Origin of the sequence: Aeromonas sp. R5-4, assembly GCF_040908215.1 — a bacterium.
Classification (GTDB): Bacteria; Pseudomonadota; Gammaproteobacteria; order Enterobacterales; family Aeromonadaceae; genus Aeromonas; species Aeromonas veronii.
On record NZ_JBFODG010000003.1, the window covers coordinates 1 to 25,572 of the forward strand.

Below are 25,572 nucleotides of genomic sequence, written 5' to 3' on the forward strand. Positions count from 1 at the left end.
GCTTCCTGCTTCCTGCTTCCTGCTTCCTGCTTCCTGCTTCCTGCTTCCTGCTTCCTGCTTCCTGCTTCCTGCTTCCTGCTTCCTGCTTCCTGCTTATCTCTTTGATGGGAGGCGCTTGTTTTCTTTTGCCTCGTACAGCCTTGCTCGCAGCAGCTTGGTTTGACCGTGAGTATCTGGCAGCCCTTGCAAGGGGCGGTGCTATTTGCGCGGATATTGAGGGGGCATACTTGGGATGTGATGCAGCACAGGGGGAGGGGATTGTGAGGCCAATCAGCGGTAGGTACTTGATGTGTCGCCGCTCGCGACTAAGTTAGCGTTGAAATCGGTAATAAACAAAAAAAGGGAAGATGCCTGAGTATCTTCCCTTTTTGGTGATATGAGCGTTACTGCTGTTGCAGGATCAGCCGTGTTGGCGGCGGTCGTTGGCCTGGGCCAGTAGCATGCGGCTTTCGCGCAGGAACTGGTCGGCATGTTCGCCGAAGAAACCGGAGACTTGCGAGAAGGCCTCGATGAAACCGTCCCTGTCCCCCCGTTCCAGCAGCCCCAGCGCTTCGCCGAAGTTTTGGTAGTAGCGACGGATCATCGCCAGATTCTGCGGTGACGACAAAATGATGTCGGCATAGAGGTGGGGATCCTGAGCGAACAGCCGCCCCACCATGGCGAGCTCCAGCCGGTAGATGGGGGAGCTCAAACTCAGCAGGCGATCCAGATTGGCCTGCTCCCGGGAGAGGTGCCAGCCATAGGCAAAGGTGGCGAAGTGACGCAGTGCCTGAATGAGGGTCATCGCCTCATCGTGGGCCTTGGCTTCCACCTGTTGCAAGCGGGCGCCCCAGATGGTCATCTGATCCAGCAGCCATTGGCTGGCGGCGGGGTCACGGCCCTGGCAGCAGACGATCACCTGCTTGGCGAGACTCGCCACATCCGGCCCGAACATGGGGTGCAGTCCCAGTACCGGCCCTTGGTGCACCGCCAGCATATGTTCGAGCGGCGCCGCTTTCACGCTGGTGACATCGACCAGCAGGCAGTGGGCGGGCAGGTTGCCGAGGTGGTCGATGATCTGGCAGGTGATATCGATGGGCACCGCCACCATCACCAGACCGGCTCCGGCGAGGATCTCGTCAGCACGCGGCCAGTCGGCTTGTTCCAGCGTCTCGACCCGATAGCCTGAGAGGCTGAACATATGGCCGAACAAGCGGCCAAGCTGGCCCTGACCACCGATGATGACCACTTTGCCAAGGTCCGGCTTTATGCATTTGAAGCCGGTATCTTTCTCGCTGGCGTAAGATTCGCGCATCACCCGGCGCAGTACGTCTTCGATGAGATCGCCGGGCACTCCCAACTGCTCGGCCTCGGCGCGGCGGCGGGCCAGCATGCTCGCTTCCCGATCCGGTGCATAGATGGGCAGGCCGTGGCGGCTCTTTACCTCACCCACTTCTCCCACCAGGGCCAGACGGGCGGCCAGCAGATCGATAAGCTGCTTGTCCACCGCATCTATCTTGTCCCTGAGTACATTCAACTCTTCAGCCATATCCAGTCCCTGCTGGCGCCGCAGCGGCGACGCCCTGAAAATCAAGATGCAACAAGGTATCACGGCATGAGCGGTTTGATGCTACCAGCGGTGATACCTCGATTGTTCAATAGGTTACGACAAGATACCACGGCTTACCGTGCAGTTCTGCCCTTGAGAGGGTCAGCCAGCTGGTTGTGGCAGCGGGCCAGCAGGGTAGCGGTGGTGTCCCAGTCGATGCAGGCATCTGTGATGGAGACCCCGTAGCGCATCTGCTCCTTGGGCTGCTCGCTGGACTGGTTTCCCTCGAACAGGTTGGATTCGAGCATCACCCCGATGATGGAGCGGTTGCCCTCCTGGATCTGGTGGATGACGTTGTCGGCCACCTTGGGCTGCAAACGGTGATCCTTGCTGGAGTTGCCGTGGCTGCAATCCACCACAAGGCTCGGCAGCAGGCCCGCTTTCTCCAGAGCCTCTTCCGCCAGCGACACGTTGACCGAGTCATAGTTGGGATGTTTGCCGCCGCGCAGGATCACGTGGCCATCCGGGTTGCCCTGGGTCTGCAACAACGCAACCTGGCCCTGCTGGTTGATCCCCATAAAGGCGTGAGGGGAGGAGGCCGCCTGCAGCGCATTGATGGCGGTCCCCAGGTTGCCGTCGGTGCCGTTCTTGAAGCCGACCGGCATGGAGAGGCCGGACGCCATCTCCCTGTGGGTCTGGGATTCGGTGGTGCGGGCGCCGATGGCTGACCAGGAGAAGAGCTCGGCCAGGTATTGCGGGCTGATGGGGTCGAGCGCTTCGGTGGCCAGCGGCAACTCCAGCTCCGCCAGCCAGCAGAGCAGCTCGCGGGCACGGTGCAGCCCCAGCTCCACATCGAAGGTGCCATCCAGATTGGGGTCGTTGATAAAGCCTTTCCAGCCGACCGTGGTGCGCGGCTTCTCAAAGTAGACCCGCATGACAATGTAGAGAGAGTCCTGATAGGCATCATGCAGCGCTTTGAGTCTGGTTGCGTACTCTTTGGCGGCGTCCATGTCGTGGATGGAGCAGGGACCACAGATCACCAGCAGCCGGTGATCGCGGCGGTGAATGATATCGGCGATGGTATTACGGGCCCCTTGCACGAATGCCAGCGCCTTGTCGGAGATGGGTAACTTCTCCTTGAGCTGGGCAGGCGTGATCATCACTTGTTCGGACTGGATATGGATGTTGTTCAGGGGGTCTCTTTGCATGATTTCATTCTCTCTACTGTATTAAGCCAAAAGCGGTTGTACCTATATATTTACACTGGTACCTGCTTTGTTACGCAACCGCCATCACCTTACCAAGGAAAAACAAACAATCAAGTGAAACTAGTGGGTTTACCGCTAAAAAGTCAGATAAAAGAGCTGCTATATAGCGCAAACAGGAATAATACAGAGAATTTTTCGGAGGGTTAATGGTTTTTATGTAATTTAATGTTTACGGCTTGAGGGCGTGAAGGCTGCGTTGCCCAGCTGTTTACCCACAGTAAATGGTATCTCTGGGAGACTGCAACGCGATGGCAATGATGGTGTGAGGTGGCTATCTGGTCAGCCATAGAAAGAGGGAGCCATAGTGGCTCCCTTTGCGGTAGGAAGGGGGATCCCGTCTGGCTGCGGATCAGCGCTTTTGTTTTCCCTGCAGCTCTTTGTTCAGGCGAGTGAGCATCCCCTGGGTGACCAGCACTATGCCCTGCTCGGAGCGGTGGAAGCGACGTGCATCTTCATCGGCGTTTTCACCGATCACTGTGCCTTCCGGCAGTTTGCACCCCTTGTCGATCACCACCCGGCGCAGTCGGCAACCGGCACCTATCTCCACACCCGGGAAGATCACGGCCTGATCCAGGGTGCAGAAGGAGTCGACCCGCACATTGGTAAAGAGCACCGAACTCAGGATGAAAGAGCCACTGACGATGGTTCCCCCGGCAAACATGGAGTTGATGGTCATGCCGTGCTGGCCGTTTCGGTCCTGCACGAACTTGGCGGGAGGAGTCATGTTCTGACTGGTCCAGATGGGCCAGTCCTGATCGTAGATATCCAGCTCAGGCGTGACGGAAGCGAGATCCATATTGGCCTCCCAGAAGGAGTCCACGGTGCCCACATCGCGCCAGTAGGGGCGGCGATCCGGACAGCAGCCGACACAGGACATGCCAAACGGGTGAGCGAATGCGGTGCCCTCTTTCACCACGCGGGGGATCACATCCATGCCGAAATCGTGATGGGACTGCTCGTTGGCAATGTCCTCTTCCAGCAACTGATAGAGATACTCGGCATCGAAGATATAGACGCCCATGGAGGCCAGCGCGGTGTCGGCCTTGCCCGGCATGGCGGGCGGGTTAGCAGGCTTTTCGACGAAGGCATTGATCTTGCGATCATCATCCACCGCCATTACCCCGAAGGCGCTTGCTTCACTGCGTGGCACCTCGATGCAGGCAACGGTCACCTTGGCACCCATATTGACGTGGTCGAGCAGCATGGCGGCGTAATCCATCTTGTAGATGTGATCGCCTGCCAGCACCACCACATATTTGGGGGCGTGATCGCGGATGATATCCAGATTCTGGTAGACCGCATCGGCGGTACCCCGATACCAGTTCACCTCATCCACCCGCTGCTGGGCAGGGAGCAGATCGATAAACTCGTTCATCTGGTAGCGCAGGAAAGACCAGCCCGATTGGAGATGGCGCAACAGGCTGTGGGATTTGTACTGGGTCACGACACCGACCCGACGAATGCCGGAGTTGATGCAGTTGGAGAGCACGAAATCGATGATGCGGAATTTTCCGCCGAAATGAACGGCAGGTTTTGCACGGTTGTCGGTTAACTGTTTGAGGCGACTACCCCGCCCTCCTGCGAGTACCAAAGCCATGGTCTCGTTCAGCAACTGTCTGGATTTTGCTGTATTGGCAGGTTGTAACAACATCTCATATCCCTTTGTAGATAAATCACTACAATGTTGCCTCCTTTGAGCCCTCAAGAAAGTGCTTTCAGTCACATTTTATGGTTTGCGACGTAATAAAATGACCTTTTTGTTATTAAAAATGACGGGTTGATCCGTCATTGCTTTCAATATGGTCAGTTGTCAATTGAGGCGAGCCGAACGACAAAATGGGCGGCGAGAGAGGAGGGATGAAAAAGCCCCTGCCAATGGTTGGCAGGGGCCCGGTTTGTTGAGACCCGGTGAGCCGGGTCTGATTAACAAGGTTCAGGCTGCGTTGGCCAGTGGCTCCTCGCTCTTCTTCTGGTAGGCCTGCGGGGTGAGCCCAAGCAGCTCCTGCACGGTCGAGGCGACGGTAATGGAGGAGACGGTGCCCACCAGGATCCCGGCAAACAGGGTGAAGGAGAAGCCGTAGAGAGCGTCACCGCCAAACAGCAACAGAGCGCCCACGGTAAACAGGGTGGTGCCCGAGGTTATCATGGTGCGACTGAAGGTCGCCTTGATGGCCACATCGGAGCACTCGTGGATGCCCATCTGGGTACGCGAGCTCAGCAGATCCCGCAGCCTGTCCGAGATGACGATGCTGTCGTTGAGGGAGTAGCCGATTACCGCCATCAAACCGGCGATGATGTTCAGATCGAATTCGATCTGAAAGAGTGACAGCAGTCCCAGTGCCACGATGGCGTCATGGACTACCGAGAGCAGGATTCCGATGGCCTGACGCCACTCGAAACGAAACGCCAGATAGGCCGACATCGCCAGCGAAGCGACCAGCACCGCCAGCATCCCCTGCTGGAACAGCTCGGCACCCACCTGAGGGCCGACGATGGTGGTGCGCAGCAACTCGACCGGCATCCCCAACTGCTGGGTCAGCATGGTGGCGAGATCTGCCGCGGGCCAGGGCAGTTCGTGGGGGGGCAGCTTGATCAGCCACTCGCCGGGAATACCGGCCGAACTCAGCTCAACGGCTCCCGCCAGCGGGGAGGCCAGCATGGCATTGAGCTCATGGGCCTCTTTCAGGGTCTGGATATGAAACTCCAGCAGGATCCCGCCGGTAAAATCGAGCCCCAGAGTGAGGCCGTTCACCAGCAAGATGGCGACGCTGGCCACGGTCAGCAGGATGGAAGCCCACAGGCCGATATAACGCCAACGGGTCAGCCCCATGGCAACGATCATTCTCAACATAATTCTCTCCTTGGCCAGCCAGCACCAGGCTGTTGGCCCATCACGACGTGTCGCGACACGCCGGGAAATAGTGTTCTGCTTTGGCCGCTCCGGCCATGTCCATGGCCGATGGCGCAGCCAAAGCCGCTCATCAGAGGGACAACTGTCTCTGTCCCGTTACACCTTCAGCGTGCGCTCGCTGCTGCGTCCCCACAGGGGGTTGATGATGGCGCGCGTCCCCCAGATCCCGGTGATCATGCTGGAGAGCAGACCCAGAATGAGGGTGATGGAGAAGCCCTGCAGCGGCCCGGAGCCGATGGAGTAGAGCACCACAGCGCAGATGAGCGTAGTGATGTTGGCATCGAAAATGGTGTGGAAGGCCGAGCGATAGCCAAAGTCGATGGCGTTGGCCAGTGAGCCCCCTTCTCGCAGCCGGTCCCTGATCCGCTCGAAGATCAGCACATGGGTATCCACAGCCATGCCCACCGTCAGCACCAGACCGGCGATCCCCGGCAGGGTCAGCACGGCGCCCGGCAGCACTGCCAGCATGCCGACCTGCATCAACAGGTTGGCGACCAGCGCCGTGATGGCAACCCAGCCGAATTTGCGGTACCAGGCCATCATGAACAGCATCATGCCTGCCATGCCGAAGGCCAGCGCGGTGAAGCCCGCCTCGATATTCTGCATCCCCAGCGTCGGGCCAATACTGCGTTCTTCCAGGATCTTGAGAGGGGCGGTGAGGGCGCCGGCACGCAACAGCATGGCCAGCTCTTGCGCCTCCGGCAGACTGCCAATACCGGTGATGCGGAACTGGTTGCCAAGGGCGGTCTGGATGGTGGCGACGTTGATCACCTCGCTCTGGGCGCGCAGTTTGCCCTGAGCGTTGGTCTTGTACTCGGTGAAGACGGTCGCCATCGGCTTGCCCACATGCTGGCGGCTGAACTGGTTCATCTTGCTGCCACCCAGGGTGTCGAGCACGATATTGACCTGGGGTTGACCCATCTCGCCCATATTGGCGCGGGCATCGACGATGTGCTCGCCGGTCAGTACCGGCTTGCGTGCCATGCCGACGGCCTGACCGTTGCGATCGGCGATATAGAAGTGGCTGTCGGCTTTGGCCTCGTAGAAGGCCAGCGAGGCGGTGGCCCCGATCACCTCTTTCGCCTGCTTGGGGTTGTGTACCCCGGGCAGTTCGATACGGATGCCATCCTGCCCCTGACGCACCACCGAGGCTTCGACGATGCCGAGCTCGTTGATCCGTTTTTTCAGGATCGACAGGTTCTGGGTCACGGCGTTGTTGACCAGCAGGGTACGCTCCGCCTCGCTCAGCACCAGTTTCAGATCATTGCCGGAGCGGGTCAGCTTCCACTGATCCTGACGGGTACCGGCACTCTCCTTGATGATAGAGAGCCAGCTCTCCTGTTCGGCGACCTCCGGCAGGGTGACGGCTACGGCGCCCTGTGCGCTGCGCGTGACGCTGGCGCCGCGCAGATTGGCTTCACGGAAACGGGTGCGCAGGGTGTCGACCAGATTCTTGGTCTGATTGTCGATGACAAAGTCCACGTCCACCCCGATAAGCAGCTGGGAGCCGCCACGCAGGTCGAGCCCCAGCTTGATGGGATCGGCGCCGAGGCGAGTGATCCAGGCCGGCGCGTTGGAGTGAAACTCCAGGGTCAGGGCGGCACTGTCGACCCCTTGCAGCTCCAGCAACTGCTTGGCGCGCTGCTGATCGCCCTGACTGGCAAAGACCAGCTCGACCCGCTCAGGTTGCTCAAGGACCTTGAGCGGGGTCAGGTGTTTGTCACTCAGCAGCATCTGTTGTTGAGCGGTCAGGCGCTGCTGTCCGTGCAGGCCGAGGGAGGGCTGCTCACCGAAAAAGGTGGGCAGGGAGTAAAAGGTAAAGGTCAACAGCATCAACAGCAGTAGTGCGTACTGCCACTTGCTCATGCGGTTGAGAACGGTGCGATTGCTCTTTCTCATGGCAAACAAGCCTCTGTCAGGAGAATGGTACCTAGGCCGATTGCAACAAGGCTCGGCAAGGCGCAAAAAATGGGATGCATCAGATGCGGATCAGGCAGTTGCCGGATCCGTCAGGAAGAGGAGATGAGCAAACAGTGGATGTGCCAGCCCCTCCGGGGTCAGGCGTTCAGATAGCTCTGGGTGAAGCGGTACTGCAGATGTTGGCGCTGTAGATGGCGCCGATGGATCGCACCGAAGCGATCGCGAAAACTCTGTTTGTGATAGAGCTCGGGGGCCAGCATCAGCCAGCCGAGCAGCAACAGCAGGATGGCCTGGGCCGACCAGCTCTGGATCAGCTCGTAGACCACATTCTTGGGCTGGTTGTCACTGCGCAGGGATTGTTCGAGACGCAGCAGGTGATTCTGATGGCTGCCAACAAACTTGATGATGCCATCGTCGCTGTCGCTAAGCTGATTGAACACCTGAGTCTGCTGCTGTTCACTGTGGGGAGATGCGGGTAGCAGCGGGCCTTCCATTCGGGCGATGGAACAAAGCAGGGTGAGGGCGATAACCAGAGTTACCAGCACCAGTTTTACTTTGTCGATAAGGCGCAAAAAGTTAATTCCCGATAAATAGAAAGGGCAAACTACCATAAGCGCCCGGTTTGAACAAGGTTGCCTCGGGCGTGCGGCTCCATTCGGTGCCTTCTATCAGCTGCCGCTCATCTGCTTGAAGTCGCGGGCGTAGCCCTTGAGCAGGGAGTAGAGATGGGCCCGCTGGGAGATATCCAGCGACTGGCTCATGGCGCTCAGCCAGTTGACGGTACGCTGGCGCGACTGCTCGGTATAGCCGGTAAAGCGGCCATCCATCAGCCCATCCCCCTCGGCCAGCAGGTCAGTCAGCTCGCGGGTAAAGTCGGGACTCTGGCGCTGCTTCATCAGCCTGTCCAGCTCCTGGGTCCAGGACTCCTGAAACTCGAGCCAGGGGGGCATCAGCTCGTATTGCCATTCGGCCCACTGGGCCACCAGTGGCGCCTGTGCCGGTTTCACCTCGCCAATCCAGAACTCGAGCCGCTGGTTCATCTTGTCGCGAAACTCCGCCAGCATCTGCTCTTTGGGCTCAGTGGCAAAGTCCTTTTGCCGCTCCTGTTGCCGCTTGACCCGATCGGTCATAAAGCGGGCCACCTGCTCGTCGGTCAGGGTGCGCGCCAGCCTGACCGCGCGGGGGATAGTATTTTCCAGCGTGCGGGTCAGGCTCTGCTGCACCGCATCTAGGTTGGTCGAGATCTGCTCCGGCGTCATGGGGCTGGCCACCGCCTTGGCCAGTGCATCGAGATCCTTGGCGTAGCGCGGCAGCTCGTGCTGGCGGTGCCAGGCCATCAGCCCCTTCACTTCGCGGCTGAGCAGATCCTTCTGCGAATAGGAGAGGGCAAAGTAGTCATCCAGCTGCCAGATGATGGCGGTATCGAGCCAGTAGTAGATCACCCGGGTGGAGCAGCCGGTCAGCAGCAGGCCGATCAGCAGCAGACCCCAGGTTTTCGGCTTGTGCCAGCGCAACTTGTTTATCATCTGTTACTCCAGTCGTTGCCGGTTGATGGCGATCAGGGTGTCATAGTCGAGTGAGGGCTGTTGCTCTGCCATCAGCAGGGCCCAGAGCAGGCCTATATAGTCGACCCAGGGTAAAAATGCCTCGCTCTGAAAATCGGGCCACTGGTGGCGCGGCACGGCCTGCAAATAGTGCGCTTCCAGCTCGTCGCGCCGCTCGGCGGGCCACTCATGGGTGCGCTGGATGCTGGCGAGCTCAAAGCCGGGGTGACCTGCCGCGCCATATTCCCAGTCGATGACCCAGGGTTTGCTTCCCAACAAGTTAGCCGGATTGAGATCATGGTGGCAAGGGCGCCAGCAATCATTTGGCTCACTGCTGGCGAGCAAGCCCCGCTCCAGGGCGGGCAGCCAGGAGGGGATGCGGGCCAGTCTGGCGCGATAGCCTGCGGCGTGAGCCCGCACCGCCATCACCACCGCAGGTAGCGGCAGGCGATGGAGCTTGCGCAGCACCTCCGCCAGCAAGCGGGGCTGATCGGCTTCTGGTGGCGCCGCGTGTACCCAGTTTGGCTCATCGCACCATTCGAGCAGCATCAGACCGCTGGCGGGATCGCCATAGTGGCAGGGCAGCGCCAACCCTTCTGCCATCGCCCCCTGATAAAGCTGCCACTCGGTGGGACGGTCGATGCCAAGGCGCACCGGGTCGGAGTGGCCCTGACGCAAAAAGTAACTGCGCCCCGAGGGGAGGCGCAGTCGATAGTTGCAGTTGGTCAGACCTAACCCGAGTGGTTCCAGCTGCCCCTCCCGCCAGGGGGCGGGCAGGCTGGCCAGTAGCGGATCACGGTTGCCTGTCACCGGGAGCTTGTTACCAGCCAAAGGTGGATTTCTTCGCCTGTTTGCGGATCTCTTTCTGATCGGCCCAGAGCAGTTCGCCGTTTTGCAGATCCATCAGGTTCATGGTCATCTGGTAGTAGACATCTTTCACCTTGCCATTGTCCTTGACGATGCTGGCGAGGTTGCCATAGACCATGTAGCGGGCACCGGTCTGCTTGCCCAGACGCACCATGGAGGCAGGATCCACCATGCCGCTGCTCTGCTGGTATTCGAGCTGCTGCTTGACGGCGGCCACCTTGCTCATGTCGACGAAGCGGAACTTGCCGGCCCGCAGCAACTTGGTGCGGATGGTATCGGTGATGGCTTCAGTATCGATGTGCTCGGAGGTCTTGTTGCGGATAGAGTCCATAAACATCACCGGACGACCGCCTGCGGTGATCTCGCTGGTGGCGGGGGAGGCCAGCATGGAGTCCGCCATCTTGTCGGCGATGGCCTGCAGATCGCTTGAGCCGTAATCGACGGTAACGGTTTCGGTTTCAGTGGGATCGCCATAGCTGACGGTGGTGCTGGAGCAGCCGCCCAAGAGCAAGGCGCCGGTCAATATCAGCAGGGCATGATTCATTTTCATCAGTAGGATTCCTCAATCACTTCGCGTACGTAAATCCGGTAACCCTGCGCCGCCGGGCTGGGCGCCAGGGCCGAGAGGGTGCGGGTCTGATAGCCATGCAGCTTGATGGGGGTCCAGCCGCGGCCATCGCTGGCGACCTCCTGACCGGCCTCATCATACCAATAGAAGATATATTGCAGCTTGTTATCGCCGCGCTGGGTGCTGGCGGCGGCCACATTGACCTGCAGCAGGCCATTTTGCTGGCGGCGGCTCAGCTCGGTCAGGGTGACGTTGACGTTTTGATGCTGCTCCAGCGTGGGTGCACCGCCCGCCGGGCCATAGAGCGCCACGCCGGAGGTGTTGGTGGCGCAGCCGGTCAGCAGCGCGAGCCCGAGGGCCAACCCGTATGATTTCATCTTGCTCTCCTTGATTGGAGGGATTTGGGCAGCACTGAGGGGCTGCCCGTTAATGGTCTTGCTCATATCTCTTCGCCATCTGCTCAGAGCGGCATCACCCGGGTGGTCAGACCGGCGCCGAGGCGCTGTACCCAGACCAGGGTGGTGCGGCCCTTGTGGATGGTGAGCGGCAATTGCCGCTGCGCAGCCCCCGCGCCCAGGGTGAGATTGATGTCACCTGCCGGCACCATCCCCTGCCAGCTCGATGCCTGAGCTGGCAGCGTCAGCCAACTGCGGGTATCGGCCCGCTCCGAGAGGGTGTTGAAGATCCCCACCAGAATATTGCCCACATCCCCTCCCTCTTTGGCGGCGGTGCGGCGCATCTGCTCCTTGGCCACCAGTCGCAGCGCCTGGCGGGTCAGCATGCCGGGCAGCCGCTCCTGCAGATCTTTGGCGGCCAGCGCTTCCAGCCTGACCAGCTCGCTGGTCTGCTCGACCCGCTTGCCGACTTCCACCGTCAGCGGGCCGGTGTCGCTGGCCCGATTATCGTAATAGGGGATGGCGACGGTAAAGGTGCGAAAATCGCCGCGGGAGGTGGAGATGGGGAGTGGCAGGAACAGTTCGCGCCGTGCCGGGATCAAACCATCTTCAAACAGCACCACCAGTTGGCCTTGATCTTTTGCAAGCGGCGGTGCTTTGCGGCCTATCTTTTTCTCGGTCTCGCGGATCTCGTCCGGTGAGCCACGCAGCCGCGCCAGACGCAACAAGGCATCTTGCAGGCTGCGGTTGTCCGGCGCTATCTGGTAGCCGCGCTGATAGTCGACCCAGGCATCGTTGAGATCCCCGGCCGCCTCATAGAGCACGGCGGAAAAATAGAAGGTGTAGGCGTTCTGAAAACCGTTTTTGACCCGGCCGATCAACCGGTCGAGATCCGGTGCGCCGCGCGACATCAGCTGGCGCATCTCGCCTTCTGCTTCGGCCTCTTCGCTCTCATCCTTCGCTTTGCGCACCTCATCGGCTCGCCGTTTCAGGGCCTGCTCCTGCACCTGATTGGCCCGGCGCACCTCCACCAGGGCGCCATCGGCATCACCCCGTTGCAGATAGTTGAGGGCCAGATAGTGGTGCAGCATGGTGCGTTCGTAATCGGGAGTACGATAGGCCATCGACTGATCGTTGGTGAGCAGACTGCCCACCTGATCCAGACCATGGCTCAGCCGGTATTCGGCCTGATTGTCTTCCCACTGAAGGCGGCTGTCGGCGGCGGTGAACGCCTGCTTGCTGCCCGCATCCTGACCTGCCAGCCAGGCAATGCGCCCCTGTTCGAGCCGATCCAGCACAAAGGTGTCATCCCCAAGGGTGGAGTCGCGCACCTCGGGCAACGCCTCGGCGGCATGGCCCAGCAGCAGCTGGTTGCGCAGGGGCACCATCTGATCGGAGTAGGAGACGAACATATCCTGCCAGCGGGAGGCACAGCCTCCCAGCAACAGCAGGGCGCCGCAGAGCAACAGGGCGCTGCGGCAGGTTGAGGCGTTGCGATTCATTACAGGCTGAGCAGCGGTCCCAGCGGCTGGCCACCGACCAGATGCATGTGGATGTGGTAGACCTCCTGCCCGCCGTGGCGGTTGCAGTTCATGATGAGACGGTAGCCATCTTCGGCGATGCCCGCCTCGCTGGCCAGCTTGCGGGCCACGGTGAACATCCGGCCAAGGGCCAGTTCATGTTCGGCTTCCACGTCATTGACGGTGGGGATCAGCACATTGGGGATGATCAGAATATGGGTCTTGGCCTTGGGCTGGATATCCCGGAATGCGGTGACCAGATCGTCTTGATAAAGGATGTCGGCGGGGATCTCTTTACGGATGATTTTGCTGAAAATGGTTTCTTGCGCCATGGCTAACTCCCTTATATGAAACAGAAAATTGAACTAGAACCCCAAGCGGCTCCCGAAAGGGGGGCGAGCAGCACGCCAAGTGTGACACAAGCCGACATTTGACACAGCTGATGTCCCATTCCCTTCAGTTATTGTTAAAAATACCGATAGCCAGAGGGACGTCATCTGCAGCGCCTGTTCAGGGTGGTCTGCAGGGTATCAAAAGGACGGGGTACTCAGGCAAGGGACTTTTGCATATACAGCGGGACAATAATGAAACAAACAATGTCGGATCTCTCCATCTTGCAGCGAGTCTACCTTGGCTTCGCGATCCTGGTGGCCGTGATGGTGGCCAGTTCACTGCTCACATTTCGTAGTCAGGAGACCCTGGGGAACGCACTGGAGCAGGTGACCCAGCAGTCTATGCCGCTGGTGATTGCCAGCAGTCAGACCCAGATCACCCTGCTCAGCGCCAACAAGTGGCTGGGGGATGTGCTCACCGAGCAGGATCCCAAACAGCTGCCGGCCGAAGTGGCCGAACTGAAACAGGCCAAGGCCGCGGTGGGCAAGAGCCTTGACGTCTTGCGCCAGCAGGTGGCCCACCACCCCGAACTGCAAGGGGAGATGAGCAGCCTCAGCCAGCAGGTCGACAGCTACCTGCAACTGACCGATACCCTGCCCGGCGAACACGAGGCGCTGCTCACCCGACTGCACAAGGTCAATCTGGCCAAGGGGCAGTTTCAGGTCAGTCTGCCCCAGTTCAAGAAGAGTCTGGGTGACATGATGGTCACCATCGACGACAGCTTTATCAAGATGCTCTCCGAGACCCTGACCACCAAGCTTTCCGCCATCGAACTCTCCACCATGGACGCCCTCAATCAGACTATTCCGGCTCCCATCGAAGGGGCGCTCAAGCGCAACAAGATGCAGATCGAGGGGTTCAACAGCACCATCAAGGATCTGCAGGGGGAGCTCAAGAACTTCGAGAACGACATGGGCCACTATGTTCACGGCTTCGTGCGCGACACCACCGCAAGCGAAGGCGTGCTCTCCCAGTATCTGGCGCTGATGAAGCAGCAGGAACAGATGCGGGAGAAGAGCAAGCAGGCGAGCGCCCTGATCGTCGAGATCCAGAACCGGCTTGAGCGGATCACCGGCCAGAGTCAGCAACTGATGAGTCAGAGCATTCAGCACGCCAAAGCCACACAGAGCCAGAGCACCCTGACACAGGGAACCAGCATCGTCGTCGCCATCCTGATCGCCATGCTGGTGGCTTATACCCTGGGCAAGGCCATTCGCCGTCCGCTCAGGGAGTTGCTGCGGGTGCTGACCGAAGTGACCCAGGGCGACATGACCCAGCGCATCGGTTTTCAGAGCAAGAACGAATTCGGCCAGCTGGGCAGCCAGATCAACCTGCTGATTGCCCAGATGGGGGAGGTGCTGGCGCAGCTTTCACAAGCGTCGGCTCAGCTTAACGATGCTGCTCACGGCAACCGCCACACCACCGAATCGGTGCGGGCGGATCTGGAGAAACAGCGCCAGGAGACCGCCTCGGTCGCCGCCGCCATGACCCAGATGGAGGCCTCGGTGCGGGAGGTGGCGCAGGCTGCCAACCAGACCCTGGAGCGGGTGCAGGATGTGGAGAAGGCCTCCGAGATGGGACGCAAGGTGATGGCAGGCAATATCACCACCACTCATCAACTGGCGGGCAAGCTGCAACAGACCGGCAAGGTGATTGGTGATGTGAGTGCCATGAGCAGCCAGATTGGCAACATCCTCGATGTCATTCGCGGCATCGCTGAGCAGACCAACCTGCTGGCCCTCAACGCTGCCATCGAAGCGGCGCGGGCCGGCGAGCAGGGTCGTGGCTTTGCGGTGGTGGCGGATGAGGTGCGCAGTTTGGCGGGTCGTACCGCTCAGTCCACCAGCGAGATCCAGACCATGATCGAGAACCTGCAGCAGGGGGTTGCCAAGGCAGTGACCGTAATGCAGGAGTGCTCTCGCGAGATGGACAGCTGCGTGGATCAGAGCTCTCATGCCAACAACGCCATGGAGGAAGTGCAGGGGATTGTGGTGCTGATCAGCGACATGTCGAGCCAGATCGCTTCTGCCGCCGAGCAGCAGCAGGCCACCAGCGCCGATATCGCCACCAACCTCAACCGCATCTCCGATATCTCGGATCTCAACTATCAGGGGATTGAGCGGGTAGCCCAGACCAGCCAGCAGCTGGACTCCCTCGCCGAGCAGCAGGAGAGCCTGGTCAAGCGCTTCCGCCTGAGCGCCTGATGGTCGAGAATTGAAACAACAAGGCCCCGCAGATGCGGGGCCTTCTCTTTATTGATTGCGGCCGTGACAAGGGGATCAGGCGTAGGCAATCGCGCCCTTGCCGACCCCTTCATAGGCGACAATCTTGACGAACTTGTCGCCCACCATCTTCTTCACTTCGCGGGCGATGTAGCAGGCCAGCAGCTCGACCGTGGTGTCGATGTCGATCATCTCCACCTCGGCGGTGGGGATGGCCAGCTGGAACAGCCCTTGCGGCGCCACATATTTGAAGCCGCAGTGATGCTCGCCAAGCTGGGCATTGGCGCGGGGGCTCAAAGCGAGCTCGGTCAGCGCCACCTTGTCCTCCTCGGTGCCGAGGTAGATATCGCCCCAGCGTTCGGCCCAGTTGAGCTCAAGCTCCTGGTCGCGCTCGCCATCGACGTGGATCTCGATGGGAGAGCGGTGGCCGTGGGCGATGCGCTGGCAGTTGCCATCGTGCTTTTTCAGGCCGTGGCTGTAGTGGTAGAAGGCGCCGGTGATCGCCTCCTGACGCAGGGTCAGGGAGAGATCCTTGATATTGCCCGGCAGCCGTTTGGCCAGTACCGCCAGCAGATAGCGGGTCACCGACTCTTTATCAACTTGCGGAGCCGGGATAAAGGCGAAGCCCTGGGATGGGCAGCGCAGATGGATGGAGCGACCCGGGCGCAGCAGATCCACTGTGCTTTCGTCACCATCCAGTGTCTCGACGTGGATCAGCGGGCACTCGGTCGGCACCAGCAGCTTGTGGTCCACCTCGTCATCGATGATCGATTTGATCAGCTTCTTTACCCGGCCAAAGTCCAGCAGCATGCTCATTTCGTTGAGCTCACCGCTCATTTCGATATCTACCAGCCAGCTCTCGCCCACCATGCCGCGGCGTTCGCACAGGTAGCTGGAGTCGATCACGGTCAAATCTCTTACAAATAACTTCATCAGTCAGGCCTTGCTACAGAGAAAGGGCAGTTTTGCGCTATTATGACCCGCGATTATCGGCAAAGGAACTGGAACCCCCCATGAACAAACTGCTTATCAAGAATGCCACCCTGGTCAACGAAGGCCGTATCTATGCCTCCGATGTGTTGATCGAGGGGGAACGGATTGCCCGCATCGCCCCGGATATCGAGGCGCCCGATGCGCTGGTTATCGATGCCGCAGGTCGCCATCTCATCCCCGGAATGATCGATGATCAGGTCCACTTCCGGGAGCCGGGATTGACCCACAAGGGGACTATCGCCAGCGAATCCCGCGCCGCCGTCGCCGGTGGCACCACCAGTTTCATGGAAATGCCCAACGTCAATCCCCAGACCACCACCCTCGACGCTCTCGAAGCCAAATACCAGATCGCCGCCAACTCCTCCGTCGCCAACTACAGCTTCTATCTCGGCGCCACCAACGACAACCTTGAAGAGATCAAGCGTCTCGACCCCAAGCAGTCCTGCGGGGTCAAAGTGTTTATGGGCTCCTCGACCGGCAACATGCTGGTGGACAATCAGGAGACCCTGGCGGCCATCTTCCGCGAAAGTCCGGTGATGATTGTCACCCACTGCGAAGACACCCCGACCATCGCCAAGGCCGAAGAGGCGGCGCGGGCCAAGTGGGGCGAGAATGTGCCGATGGGGGAGCACGGCCGCATTCGCAGTGACGAGGCGTGCTACAAATCCTCCAGCATGGCGGTGGCGCTGGCGAAAAAATACGGTGCCAAGCTGCACGTGCTGCATCTGACCTCGGCCAAGGAGCTGTCGCTGTTTACCGCCAGCCACGACCTGAGCGAGCTGAAGGACAAGAACATCACCGCCGAGGTGTGCGTTCACCACCTCTTCTTCAATGAAGCCGATTACGAGACCCAGGGCAGCCTGATCAAGTGCAACCCTGCGGTGAAGAGTGCCGCCGACCAGCAGGCGCTGCTGGATGCGGTACGCAACGATGTGCTCGACATCATCGCCACCGACCACGCGCCCCACACCTGGGAAGAGAAGCAGAACAGTTACTTCAAGGCGCCGTCCGGCGTGCCGTTGGTGCAGCACTCTTTGCAGGCGCTGCTGGAGCTCTACCACAACGGCGTGTTTACCCTGGAGACTATCGTCAAGAAGACCTCCCATGCGGTGGCCGAGCGCTTCCAGGTGCAGGATCGCGGTTATATCCGCGAGGGGTATTTCGCCGATCTGGTGCTGCTGGATCTGGGCAAGCCCTATGTGGTCAACGATGACAACATCCTCTACCACTGTGGCTGGTCGCCTTTCAACGGCTACCGCTTCCACAGCACGGTGGAGATGACGCTGGTGAACGGCCAGATCGCCTGGCAAAACGGGCAGGTGACTGACCAGATCCTGGGCAAGCGGCTGACCTTTAACCGCTGATTGTTCGCAAAGCAGGCGAACGCACCGTGGCTTAGGAATTGGCGGCGTTTCCCTGTTGACAGGGCAGGGTCATCTCCATAAACTCTGCCCCCGTCAGCCGAGCTGACTCCGTCGGTGTGTAGCGCAGCCAGGTAGCGCATCTGCATGGGGTGTAGAGGGTCGGAGGTTCGAATCCTCTCACACCGACCAAATTCACCGGTAAAGGCCTTGTCAAACGACAAGGCCTTTTCTTTTGCCTGCGATTTGCCGCACAGGCGTGCAGTGGTGATGCGTGCAGGTCGCTGCTGGCGTGAGTCGATTGTGCAGCCACCGCGCTTTATGGTGTAGTAACGACTCTGTTGCTCATTTGCCTGGCGAGGCCTCTCGTGTCTGCATCCGTATCTAAACCCTGTTGTCTGCTGATGCTCACCCTGCTGCTGGTGGGCTGCGCCACCCCTTACGAGAGTGAAAAGTCATTCTGGAACGGCCAGACCGGTTTCTCCCAGACCCGGCTTGGCCCTGACAAGTGGCAGCTGGAGTTTGTCGGCAACGATCTGGTGGACAGGGAGACCGCCCGCAAATATGTGCTCAAGCGGGCAGGGGAGCTGGCACTGGCAGAGGGTTACTCCTGGCTCAAGGTCGATGAGCTGACCATTAACCGCGATGCCGTCAGGGTGACCCCATCACGGCCGATCTTCGGCTTTGACGAAGATGAACCGGATCTCTTTATGGCCCAGATGCAGGTGCAGCATACCATCTCGGCGCTGCTCACTTTTCGCCTGTTGTCACGGGCACTCGATGAGCGAACTCTGAATGCGAAATATCTCGCCGAAATCAAAATAAACAGTGATTAATATTGGTGGTTTGCAAGATCTATATCACATACACCTAATGGCAGGATAAAATTCTGGATAAAGCCTCTAGATTTACCCCCTGCTTTTAGGCATTCTCCCAGCATACCAGCCGCCAGGAATCAACGGCTCGGATCACAAAAACGGACTGTAGTGGCTCCCACGCCACTGTTTACGGCTTGCACCAATCAAAACCGGGACTCCCCCATGAAAATGAATAAACTGACGGTCGCCATCCTCATCTCCATGATGTTTGGCATCCTCACCGGCCAGGGCTATCGGATGTTTGCCGCAGATCAGGCTGCGGATTTCGCCAATAACATCACGATCCTGACCGATATCTTCCTGCGCCTGATCAAGATGATCATCGCTCCCCTGGTCTTCACTACCCTGGTGGTCGGTATCGCCAAGATGGGTGACACCCGCACCGTGGGGCGTATCGGTGCCAAGACCCTCGGCTGGTTCATGCTTGCCTCCCTGATGTCCCTGAGCCTGGGTCTGGTGATGGTGACCCTGATGCAGCCGGGTGTGGGTCTCTCGCTCTCCCTGCCCAATGACACCGCCAGCTCGGGCATTGCTGCCGGTGCCATTACTCTGAAAGATTTTGTGACCCACGCCATTCCCAAGAGTGTGGTCGAGGCGATGGCCACCAACGAGATCCTGCAGATCGTGGTCTTCTCCCTCTTCTTCGGTCTGGCTGCCGCCGCGCTCGGCGATCTGGCCAAGCCGGTAGTGGTGCTGATGGCCAGCGCTGCCGAGATCATGCTGAAAGTGACCGGTTATGTGATGAACTTTGCGCCGTTCGCGGTGTTTGGCGCCATCGCCGCCATGGTGGCCAAAGAGGGGCTGGGTATTCTGGTTACCTACGGCAGTTTTATGGCCCAGTTCTATATCGCGCTGGCCTGCCTCTGGCTGCTGCTGATCGCCATGGGCAGCGTCTTCCTGCGTGGTCGCGTCATCAAGCTGCTGGCGATGATCCGCGAACCCATCCTGCTCGCCTTCTCGACCGCCAGCTCCGAAGCGGCTTATCCGAAGACCCTGGATCGTCTGGAGAAGTTCGGTTGTGACAAGCGCATCGCCAGCTTCGTGCTGCCGATGGGTTACTCCTTCAACCTCGACGGCTCCATGATGTACTGCACCTTCGCGGTGATGTTCATTGCCCAGGCGTATGGCATCGAGCTCTCCATGGCCCAGCAGATCACCATGCTGCTGCTGCTGATGGTCACCTCCAAGGGGATGGCCGGGGTACCGCGCGCCTCTCTGGTTGTGATTGCCGCCACCCTGAACCAGTTCCATATTCCGGAAGCTGGCATCCTGCTGCTGCTGGGGATCGATCACTTCCTCGACATGGGCCGCTCTGCCACCAACGTGCTGGGCAACGCCATCGCCGCCAGCGTGGTTGCCAAGACCGAAGACAGCTTGGGTGAAACCGTCGCGCTGGGCGAGAGTGAGCCAGCCAAAGCCTGATCACAACGCCATGAAAAATAAACAACAACGGCCCGCCAATGCGGGCCGTTGTTGTTTATGGCTCGTCTACACTGCTAGATAGTTTCCATCTGGAGTGTACGGTTATGAATATTGCTCGTCGACTGCAACTGATAGCGCTGCTGGTGATGCTGACGCTCATTTTTCTCAGTTGGTTCAGTATCAATCGCCTTGGGGCAGGCAACCGTGATTTGAGCTATGTGACGGACAATACGGTGCCCAGTATTGCGCTGATTAAGGAAGTGCAGGCCGATTTCTATGAATTGCACTCGCTGGTGCAAACACATGTGCTCAATACCGACTCAAGCAAGATGCAGCAGATTGAAACGGGTATCACCGAGATACGGGGACAGATCAATTCGCTGCTCGACAAATATAAGGCAGAGATGCTCTCCAATGATGAAGATCGGCGCCTGACCGACGATGATCAACGTATTGTCGCGCAATATTATCAGGAGATAGACAAGGTTCTGCAGCTCTCCCGCCAAAACAAGAACGATGAAGCCAGAGACATGCTGGCGGGAGAGGCATACGGATTGTTCCAGCAGTTTGCCAAGGCAATCGAGCTTCACGTCAACTTCAATATGGATTTGGGACTGGCGCTCAAGAAGCAGGGCCAGGAGAACTACGACAGCAGCCTGCAAACCCTGTTGTTTATCGCCGGTGGTGCCACCGTACTGACGATGGGGCTGTTTGTCTGGTTGTTCAATCAGGTGGCCAATCCCCTTCGCACCGCCATGGATACCCTGACCCGGATCCAGCGCGACCTCAACTTTACCCTGAGAGCTGATGTGAAACAGCAGGATGAGATTGGCCTGACCCTCAATGCGGTCAACCGGCTGCTCGATACGCTGCAACAGACATTTACCGAATTTTCCGTCGGCAGCTTGCAGATCAAGAGCACTGCCGAATCCCTCTCTCAGGCAGCGCAACACTTGGCCAGCTCGGCTAATCAGGCCAATGATGCCACCAGTCTGATAGCCGCCGGTGTCGAAGAGATGACGGTCAGCATCACAGATATCTCCCAGCGCACTCAGGAGACGAGCCGCATTACCAACGAGTCGGGGCAGCTGGCGACCGAAGGGGGCCGGACCATCGAGCGCACCGTTCATGCCATCAACGAGATAGCCGACTCCATTCGGCAGGCCTCGGCCGAGGTCATTGCGCTGGGTGAGGGCATTTCGCGCATTGGCGGTGTGGTCAACGTGATCCGTGATGTGGCAGGGCAGACCAACTTGCTGGCCTTGAACGCGGCCATTGAAGCGGCGAGGGCCGGGGAGTCCGGCCGTGGTTTTGCGGTGGTGGCGGATGAGGTGCGCAAACTGGCAGAGCGCACAGCCCAATCCACCCAGGAGATCTCCGCCACGGTAGAGGCGATCCAGCAGGAGTCAAACAATACGGTCTCCCGCATGCATCTGGTGGAGGAGAAGGTGAGTCAGGGGGTCACCATGGCGACCGAGAGTGGCGCCATTATTGCCGAGATCCGCAGTGCGTCGCACCGGGTGATGGATCAGGTGGGCGAGATCACCAATGCCATCCGCGAGCAGAGTTCGGCCGCCGAGTCGATCGCTCATCAGGTGGAGCAGATTGCTCAGGTCGTGCAGCAAACCAGCAGCACAGCGGAAGAGACCTCAGCCGCCGCCGAGGAGCTCAATGTCACTACCGAGAGCATCCACCAGCAGATATCCCGTTACCGCATTCAGTAATGCTGACGGTTGTTATCCATCTCTATCCCCGCCAGCCAGCTGGCGGGGATTTTTTATATGACCTGCTTAGAAGCCTGAGCCCGGTTGCTGCAAAAATGCCGCCTCTTCCGGTGTGCTGGTGCGACCCAGAATGTCGTTGCGGTGGGGGAAGCGGCCAAAGCGTTCGATGATCACCTGATGGCGGCGGGCAAAGTCGGCAAATCCGGCGAAGGTCGCTTGCGCCGGTGTGCCAGCCTGCTCGGCAGCCAGTGCCTCGAACAGGGCCACACTTCGGGCTTGTTGTTCGCGGGATTCGGCATGCTCCAGCGGCAGATAGAAGAAGACCCGCTCCAGTGGCGAGAGGGATTTGTCCGCCCCGATGGATAGCCCTTTCAGGCAGAGATCCCTGGCCAGCGGATCCTGGGCAAAGGCCGCAGGCGTGCCGCGATGGATATTGCGGGGCAGCTGGTCAAGCAGCAGGATCAGCGCCAGCCGACCGCTGGGGAGATCGGCCCAGTGGGCGAGGCTGCCCTTGGCTGCGGCCTGTGCCAGCTCGCCAAAGCGGCTGGCCAGCAGGGCATCCGTTTCGCTGCTTTTTCCCCACCAGAGCGGGGCTTGCCGTGTGGCCCGCAGGACGTCATCGGCTTCGTCGCCAAACCAGAGATCGAGCAGAGGTTGCCAGGGTTGCATGGGAACTCCTTGAGGTGATTCAGAGGGAACCAGGAACAAATGGCTCAGGGGTGCTGCCGAAACGGCGGCTTCTCGTTACACTGTGCCATCTTTTGCCCGAAAGACGTAACCCCCGATGGTGAGCACCGGATTCTTGGCTCGGCCGATGATGGCCTGCGATCGCCATGAGGTGGTCCTGTTGACCTTGGTGGTTATCGGGACGTACACCTCTCTCCCGGGGTTGTTCTCACTGATATAAGGGATCTTTGATATGGCCGGAACCAGTTTGTTGGCCCTGCTCGATGATATCGCCAGCGTGCTTGATGACGTGGCGCTGATGACCAAGGTCGTGGTGAACAAGCGCGAGACATTTTTCGGGAAGACGTTTCTCACTGATATAAGGGATCTTTGATATGGCTGGAACCAGTTTGTTGGCCCTGCTCGACGATATCGCCAGCGTGCTTGATGACGTGGCGCTGATGACCAAGGTCGTGGTGAACAAGCACGAGACATTTTTCGGGAAGACGTTTCTCACTGATATAAGGGATCTTTGATATGGCTGGAACCAGTTTGTTGGCCCTGCTCGATGATATCGCCAGCGTGCTTGATGACGTGGCACTGATGACCAAGATGGCGGCGAAGAAGACTGCCGGGGTGTTGGGGGATGATCTGGCCCTCAACGCGGAGCAGGTTTCCGGGGTGCGTGCCGAGCGGGAGCTGCCGGTGGTGTGGGCGGTGGCCAAGGGCTCATTTCGCAACAAGCTGATTCTGGTGCCTGCCGCCATCGCCATCAGTGCCCTGGTGCCCTGGCTTATCACGCCACTCTTGATGCTGGGAGGCGCCTACCTCTGCTTTGAGGGGGCCGAGAAGCTGGCCCACAAGTTCCTGCCCCATGAGGCGAGTGAAGGTGAGGCACCCACTGCTCCTATTCCTGATGATCTGGTGGCGTTTGAGCAGCAGAAGGTGAAGGGGGCGATCCGCACCGATTTTATTCTCTCTGCCGAGATCATCGTCATCGCTCTTGGCACGGTACAGGGAGCAAGCCTCACGCTGCAGCTCTCGGTAGTGGCGGGCATCGCCCTGCTGATGACCATCGGGGTCTACGGGTTGGTGGGGCTGATCGTCAAGCTCGATGACATCGGTCTGCATCTGCTGCAAAAGCACGATGGCAGCGCCCTGCGCCGCGCGGTGGGGCAGGGTCTGCTGGTGACGGCGCCCCGTCTGATGCACCTGCTGGCACTGGTCGGCACCATCGCCATGTTTATGGTGGGCGGCGGCATTCTGGTGCATGGCTGGCCTTTTGCCCATCACCTGATTGAAGGTGCAGCCGCTGTTGTCGCCACCCTGCCCACAGTGGGGGCCGTACTGGCGGCGGTGACGCCGACGCTGCTCAACGCCGTGGCCGGTGTGGTGGCGGGTCTGCTGCTGGTTGCCGTGATGACGCTGGTGAGCCGTCTTGCCCCGGCCAAGGGATAAGCGAGCTTGCGGGCCATTGTCTCTTTTTTCCTCTCTTCATTTTTTGGCCTTCGGGTTGCCCGGTCTCTGACTTGCTGCCCGCAGGTCTGTTGCGCCTCCCGATAAAGGCCTTTGCGAGAAGCTATGTATCAACAACAGTGGAATAACGACCATATCTACCCGGGCCTCGACAGCCCAGAGCTGGAAGCGGACATGCGCGCAGCCCGCCACGCGCTGGAGGAGCTGGCCAGCTATATGGCGGGTCTGGACGGGGTGCGCGACGCTGACGCAGCGCTGCAGGATTTTTTGCGGGAAGTGCGGCTGCGCGCCCGTGATATTCGCCATATCGGCTGGAACGTCGCCATTCTGGCCGCGTGCCGCGGCAGTCAGGATGCGCGGGATCCGCAGGCCAAACAGCTGGCTTCCCGTGCCCGCGCCCTTAATGCCGATCTGTTCAAGACGCTTGCGCCGGTGGAAGATCTGATGCTGGCGTTGCCGGAAGAGGAATTCGCCGCGCTGATGGCGGATCCGCTGCTCGGTGAAGAGGCGTACCGCCTGCGCCACGAGCGTCGTTTGCAGGATCAGCGCCTGCCGGTGGAGGCGGAGCAACTGGTGATCGGTCTGGGTACCGATGGCCTGCACGCCTGGGGCAACCTCTACAACGATCTGGTGGGCAAGATCCGGTTAACCATTGATGGCCGCGAGATGGGGCTGGCCGAGGCGAGCAACCTGCTCTCCAGTCCGGTGCGTGCGCTGCGTTTAGAAGCCTTTGATGCCATCAGCGCCGGTTGGGAAGGGGAGCAGGAGACGGTGGCCGCCATCCTCAATGCCCTTAACGGCTGGCGGCTGGAGCTGGCCCGTCAGCGCGGCAAAACCCGTGTGCTTGATGCGCTGGATCTCTCCTGCCACCAGAGCCATATCGAGCGTGCCACCCTCGATGCCCTGATGAGCGAAACCTGGCGAGCCCGTGGGTTGGGCCAGCGGGCGCTGGAGCTGATGGCCGAGCGCCTTGGTCTCGACGATTTGGGGCCGGAGGATCTCTTTGCGCCGCCTCCGGCCGTCAGCAGCCGCGAGATCCCGTTCGAGGAGGCGATCGAGTTGATTGCCGATGCCTTTAGCCGATTCGATCCCGAGATGGGGGCGTTTGCCCGCATGATGGCCGAGAAGGGGTGGATTGATGCGGCGCCCACGCCAAATCGCCGCACCGGCGCCTACTGCACCAAGTTTGCCGAACCGGTCGAACCGCGGGTCTTCGTTACCTATGCCGGCACCATGGACAATGTCATTACGCTGGCCCATGAGCTGGGTCACGCCTGGCACAACTGGGTGATCCGCGATCTGCCGATGAGTCAGCGCAGCTACCCCATGACGCTGGCGGAGACCGCCTCCATCTTCGCCGAAACCCTGGTGCGCAGCGCCCTGTTCGAGCAGGCGCAAAGCCCGGAAGAGCAGCTGGCCATCGCCTGGGCCGAGGCCGACGGCGCAGCCACCTTCCTGGTCAATATCCCGGCCCGCTTCGATTTCGAGCAGGCCTTGGTGGCCGAGCGGGCGCAGGGTTATGTGTCGGCAGAGCGGCTCAAGGCGTTGACTGACGAGGCGTGGGGACGCTGGTATGAGGGGAGCCTGACCCGCTATCACCCCATGTTCTGGGCGGCCAAGGCGCACTTCTCCATCGCGGGGCTGGGCTTTTACAACTACCCCTATCTGTTCGGTTATCTGTTCAGCCTCGGGGTCTATCAGCAGTTGATGAGCCGCAAGGCGGCGGGGGAAGAGGGTGTCGCTGAGGCGTATCGCGCCTTGTTGCGCGATACCGGCCGGATGAGCGCCGAAGATCTGGTAGCCAAGCATCTGGGGCAGGATATCCGTGAGGCCGCCTTCTGGCAGGGGAGTCTGGCACAAGTAGCGCAGGCGATAGAACGCTTCGCACAGTTGCCTGCCTGATTGGGTCAGCGGTG

At 59.9% G+C, this 25,572-nt stretch carries 23 protein-coding genes and 1 tRNA gene; 10 read left to right on the forward strand and 14 right to left on the reverse strand.

Annotated features, from left to right (window positions below):
• Positions 1-400: 400 nt before the first annotated feature.
• The 12 genes from tyrA to hinT all read right to left on the reverse strand — a co-directional run bounded on the left by tyrA (position 401) and on the right by hinT (position 12,853).
• Complete coding sequence (gene tyrA / locus AB5Y83_RS01785) at positions 401-1,528, reverse strand: bifunctional chorismate mutase/prephenate dehydrogenase (protein WP_309506375.1); 1,128 nt, start codon at positions 1,526-1,528, stop codon at positions 401-403.
• Between the two features lie 134 nt (positions 1,529-1,662).
• The gene (locus tag AB5Y83_RS01790) at positions 1,663-2,736 is read right to left on the reverse strand and encodes a 3-deoxy-7-phosphoheptulonate synthase (RefSeq protein WP_021231016.1); all 1,074 of its coding nucleotides are present in this window, start codon (positions 2,734-2,736) and stop codon (positions 1,663-1,665) included.
• 409 nt (positions 2,737-3,145) lie between these two features.
• On the reverse strand, positions 3,146-4,447 hold the full coding sequence (gene glgC / locus AB5Y83_RS01795) for a glucose-1-phosphate adenylyltransferase (RefSeq protein WP_005334047.1): 1,302 nt from the start codon (positions 4,445-4,447) through the stop codon (positions 3,146-3,148).
• Positions 4,448-4,729: 282 nt separating this feature from the next.
• Positions 4,730-5,647 (reverse strand): protein translocase subunit SecF, encoded by a 918-nt coding sequence (secF, locus tag AB5Y83_RS01800; protein ID WP_236302434.1) that lies wholly within the window; start codon positions 5,645-5,647, stop codon positions 4,730-4,732.
• A gap of 156 nt (positions 5,648-5,803) precedes the next feature.
• Positions 5,804-7,606 carry a protein translocase subunit SecD gene (gene secD, locus AB5Y83_RS01805; protein ID WP_368174595.1) on the reverse strand — a complete coding sequence of 601 codons (1,803 nt, stop codon included), beginning with the start codon at positions 7,604-7,606 and terminating at the stop codon, positions 5,804-5,806.
• Positions 7,607-7,764: 158 nt separating this feature from the next.
• Positions 7,765-8,199, reverse strand: coding sequence for a hypothetical protein (locus tag AB5Y83_RS01810; protein ID WP_181224342.1), 435 nt, complete (start codon positions 8,197-8,199; stop codon positions 7,765-7,767).
• Positions 8,200-8,295: 96 nt separating this feature from the next.
• On the reverse strand, positions 8,296-9,153 hold the full coding sequence (locus AB5Y83_RS01815) for a DUF6279 family lipoprotein (protein WP_368174596.1): 858 nt from the start codon (positions 9,151-9,153) through the stop codon (positions 8,296-8,298).
• A 3-nt stretch (positions 9,154-9,156) separates the two neighbouring features.
• Positions 9,157-9,981 carry a phosphotransferase gene (locus AB5Y83_RS01820; RefSeq protein ID WP_236293961.1) on the reverse strand — a complete coding sequence of 275 codons (825 nt, stop codon included), beginning with the start codon at positions 9,979-9,981 and terminating at the stop codon, positions 9,157-9,159.
• Positions 9,982-9,991: 10 nt separating this feature from the next.
• A complete protein-coding gene (gene lpoB, locus AB5Y83_RS01825; RefSeq protein ID WP_005302153.1) occupies positions 9,992-10,588 on the reverse strand; it encodes a penicillin-binding protein activator LpoB in 597 nt (198 codons plus the stop codon).
• On the reverse strand, positions 10,588-10,983 hold the full coding sequence (locus AB5Y83_RS01830; RefSeq protein WP_123172790.1) for a YcfL family protein: 396 nt from the start codon (positions 10,981-10,983) through the stop codon (positions 10,588-10,590). The genes lpoB and AB5Y83_RS01830 overlap by 1 nt, the downstream gene beginning before the upstream one ends.
• Positions 10,984-11,066: 83 nt before the next feature.
• Positions 11,067-12,503, reverse strand: a complete 1,437-nt coding sequence (locus AB5Y83_RS01835) for a COG3014 family protein (protein WP_368174597.1) — start codon at positions 12,501-12,503, stop codon at positions 11,067-11,069.
• Positions 12,503-12,853 (reverse strand): purine nucleoside phosphoramidase, encoded by a 351-nt coding sequence (hinT, locus tag AB5Y83_RS01840; RefSeq protein WP_021231009.1) that lies wholly within the window; start codon positions 12,851-12,853, stop codon positions 12,503-12,505. The genes AB5Y83_RS01835 and hinT overlap by 1 nt, the downstream gene beginning before the upstream one ends.
• Before the next feature lie 252 nt (positions 12,854-13,105).
• Between hinT and AB5Y83_RS01845 the strand changes: the two genes are divergently transcribed.
• The gene (locus tag AB5Y83_RS01845) at positions 13,106-15,118 is read left to right on the forward strand and encodes a methyl-accepting chemotaxis protein (protein WP_236293957.1); all 2,013 of its coding nucleotides are present in this window, start codon (positions 13,106-13,108) and stop codon (positions 15,116-15,118) included.
• Between the two features lie 75 nt (positions 15,119-15,193).
• Here the strand turns inward: AB5Y83_RS01845 and AB5Y83_RS01850 are convergent, their stop codons facing one another.
• Positions 15,194-16,069: a 6-pyruvoyl tetrahydropterin synthase family protein gene (locus tag AB5Y83_RS01850; protein WP_368174598.1), complete on the reverse strand. Its 876-nt coding sequence runs from the start codon at positions 16,067-16,069 to the stop codon at positions 15,194-15,196.
• A gap of 80 nt (positions 16,070-16,149) precedes the next feature.
• Between AB5Y83_RS01850 and AB5Y83_RS01855 the strand changes: the two genes are divergently transcribed.
• The 5 genes from AB5Y83_RS01855 to AB5Y83_RS01875 all read left to right on the forward strand — a co-directional run bounded on the left by AB5Y83_RS01855 (position 16,150) and on the right by AB5Y83_RS01875 (position 21,514).
• Positions 16,150-17,493, forward strand: a complete 1,344-nt coding sequence (locus tag AB5Y83_RS01855; RefSeq protein ID WP_005334027.1) for a dihydroorotase — start codon at positions 16,150-16,152, stop codon at positions 17,491-17,493.
• A gap of 112 nt (positions 17,494-17,605) precedes the next feature.
• A tRNA-Pro gene (locus tag AB5Y83_RS01860) sits at positions 17,606-17,682 on the forward strand.
• Positions 17,683-17,894: 212 nt separating this feature from the next.
• A complete protein-coding gene (locus AB5Y83_RS01865; protein ID WP_201991605.1) occupies positions 17,895-18,326 on the forward strand; it encodes a hypothetical protein in 432 nt (143 codons plus the stop codon).
• Between the two features lie 204 nt (positions 18,327-18,530).
• Positions 18,531-19,790, forward strand: coding sequence for a dicarboxylate/amino acid:cation symporter (locus AB5Y83_RS01870; RefSeq protein WP_005334018.1), 1,260 nt, complete (start codon positions 18,531-18,533; stop codon positions 19,788-19,790).
• 104 nt (positions 19,791-19,894) lie between these two features.
• Positions 19,895-21,514 (forward strand): methyl-accepting chemotaxis protein, encoded by a 1,620-nt coding sequence (locus tag AB5Y83_RS01875; RefSeq protein ID WP_279487451.1) that lies wholly within the window; start codon positions 19,895-19,897, stop codon positions 21,512-21,514.
• 66 nt (positions 21,515-21,580) lie between these two features.
• On the opposite strand, the gene AB5Y83_RS01880 is transcribed toward AB5Y83_RS01875, so the two are convergent.
• Entirely contained in the window at positions 21,581-22,183 is a 603-nt protein-coding gene (locus tag AB5Y83_RS01880; protein ID WP_368174599.1) for a DUF924 family protein, read from the reverse strand.
• A gap of 250 nt (positions 22,184-22,433) precedes the next feature.
• Here AB5Y83_RS01880 and AB5Y83_RS01885 point away from each other — a divergent pair, with 250 nt between their 5' ends.
• The 4 genes from AB5Y83_RS01885 (at position 22,434) to AB5Y83_RS01900 (ending at position 25,558) form a co-directional block, all read left to right on the forward strand.
• The gene (locus AB5Y83_RS01885; protein ID WP_021231002.1) at positions 22,434-22,574 is read left to right on the forward strand and encodes a hypothetical protein; all 141 of its coding nucleotides are present in this window, start codon (positions 22,434-22,436) and stop codon (positions 22,572-22,574) included.
• A gap of 1 nt (position 22,575) precedes the next feature.
• Positions 22,576-22,716 (forward strand): hypothetical protein, encoded by a 141-nt coding sequence (locus AB5Y83_RS01890; RefSeq protein WP_368174600.1) that lies wholly within the window; start codon positions 22,576-22,578, stop codon positions 22,714-22,716.
• Position 22,717: 1 nt separating this feature from the next.
• The gene (locus AB5Y83_RS01895; protein ID WP_368174601.1) at positions 22,718-23,638 is read left to right on the forward strand and encodes a DUF808 domain-containing protein; all 921 of its coding nucleotides are present in this window, start codon (positions 22,718-22,720) and stop codon (positions 23,636-23,638) included.
• A gap of 123 nt (positions 23,639-23,761) precedes the next feature.
• Positions 23,762-25,558, forward strand: a complete 1,797-nt coding sequence (locus AB5Y83_RS01900) for a M3 family oligoendopeptidase (RefSeq protein ID WP_368174602.1) — start codon at positions 23,762-23,764, stop codon at positions 25,556-25,558.
• Positions 25,559-25,572: the final 14 nt, after the last annotated feature.